1 protein-coding gene and 2 pseudogenes are annotated in these 1,848 nt (G+C 54.7%); all 3 read right to left on the bottom strand.

Annotation, left to right across the window (positions count from 1 at the left end; translation table 11 throughout):
* Nucleotides 1-441: pseudogene (locus ABX962_RS35530) on the bottom strand (hypothetical protein); the annotation flags it as partial.
* A 27-nt stretch (nucleotides 442-468) separates the two neighbouring features.
* A complete protein-coding gene (locus ABX962_RS35525) occupies nucleotides 469-1,413 on the bottom strand; it encodes a hypothetical protein (protein ID WP_372726375.1) in 945 nt (314 codons plus the stop codon).
* Between the two features lie 173 nt (nucleotides 1,414-1,586).
* Nucleotides 1,587-1,848: pseudogene (locus ABX962_RS35520) on the bottom strand (hypothetical protein); the annotation flags it as partial.

Raw genomic sequence — 1,848 nt, 5'->3', positions numbered from 1 at the left:
GTACAGCGGAACCAAGCAGGGGTGGTTCAACCGTGCTGCGGCGCGTGCTTCGAACAACCGAGGATCCTCGTCGTCGGATTCCGCATTGCGGGTTCGGCGAAATGATTTTAACGCGACCTCGCGTTGCAACATCTCGTCATATGCACGATAGACGGTGGAAAATCCGCCGACCCCCAAAATCCCGCGGATGGCGAAACGTCCGATTTGCAGCGGCGTTTCAAAGTCATCATCCGGCGCGGCGCAGCCGAGCGACTGGGTTGCCACCGAATCGCCAACCTGCCTGAATCGCTCGAGCACCGCATTGAGCCGTGTTTCGTCCAACAACAAACGCCCCGTGAAGGAAGCGTTTGGGGTGTGTTGCAATTGCTGGTAAAACGAATCGGATTGTGCTCGGTGAACGTCGACCGAATCGCTCTCTAATGGCTCTGACTCACTTCGCATGCCCCACCGTGTTTCCTGCGTTTATCGCTAATTGCGAGTCAAATCCCAGCCGTCGAGCCACATGGTTTTTGTCCGCTCCATTTGGAAATCTTTTTCCATTCGCTCGGCCATATCTGGAAGGTGGCCGGCGCCATAGAACACCGCAATCTTCTTTTTGCCCGCGTCGAGTTCTTCGCGGAGCACTTCAAAGGCCTTGGCGTTACGTCCTTTGATCAAGGTGTTCTCACCGTTAGCGTCATCGAGTCCGGCAGTCACCGAATCGATGTCGACCATTTGCCGCGACATCAATTGTTTCAGGTGCATGGCGCGGTCGTCGCTGAAGAGTGCCATCAACATTCCCGCTTCGCCTCCCGAGGCGGCTTGTGATGCCAAACCGGCTCCCATCATGCGGGCGCCCATCTTCCAAACGCTGTCACCACGTCGGCTCAAGTCTTCGACAAACTCCTCGGGACTCATATCCGCGTGCCGAAAGTTCTTGGACATATAGTCGATCTTCTCTAACTGGTATTCCAGCCCCAGCATGTCTTTCATGCCCGTTTGCATCGACGACAAGATCGATTGGCGATTTTTGAGATCTTCGGGACGAAATCGGGTGCCATCGGGAGCCACCAATTCGTACAGCACCGTATCGTATTTTGCCAATCGCTTGCTTAATTCCGCATAATATTCGCTTTGTCCAATGTGGACGACGCCGACCAAATCGACCACGCGGCCGGCAAACGGGGTGTCGGGTTTACCAACGTAGCGAACAATCGCGGTTTGCAGTGCCCGAGGTTTTCCCTCGTCCGTCTGGTCAACCCGGATGTAGGCCGCATCCGATTTGGCGGCATCAGTCTTGGTTTTCTGCTCGGCGGGCGGTTCAGCCACCACCTGGGCAAATAGCGTCGCGGCACCCGTCAGCACACAAGCAAATAGTAAAACGACAAGCGTGATCGCGTGACGAACGAGTTTCGATTGGTGGATCCGATTCATTCTCAAATTAGCCCTTGATAGCAGCCGTGTTTCCGACCGAGCGGGATGGAGCGTTGGTTTTTCTACAGTCAAGGATAGTGGCTTTTGCGGAAACCGACAAACCACGCCCGCTAGGGCCACGATTAAATCGCGGTAATCGCACGTTTTGATCCGGAATAGGAGGGATTTCAGTCCTACAGCCGACGGACGACAACATCGTCGAATTCATTCAGGTCGTCAAACGAACCGAGCCCGATTTTCCCTTTGCCGAAGGTCTTGTCGGTGACCGACATGTGCGGTTTGCTCATCTCATCAAAAAATACGTCGATTTTTCCCGAATCGACATCGCGGGTGACTCGGACCTTGTGCCATTGGTCATCCCACGGAGTCAGGGATTCGTTTTTCGTTAGCGCCAAACGCGGGGCTTCGTTGACAATCATGATCTGCCCGCTGTGG

The sequence above is a fragment of the Novipirellula sp. genome (assembly GCF_041583735.1).
GTDB lineage: Bacteria > Planctomycetota > Planctomycetia > Pirellulales > Pirellulaceae > Novipirellula.
The sequence above is the reverse complement of the archived record's forward strand: the minus strand, read 5'-3'. Positions and strand labels throughout refer to the sequence as shown.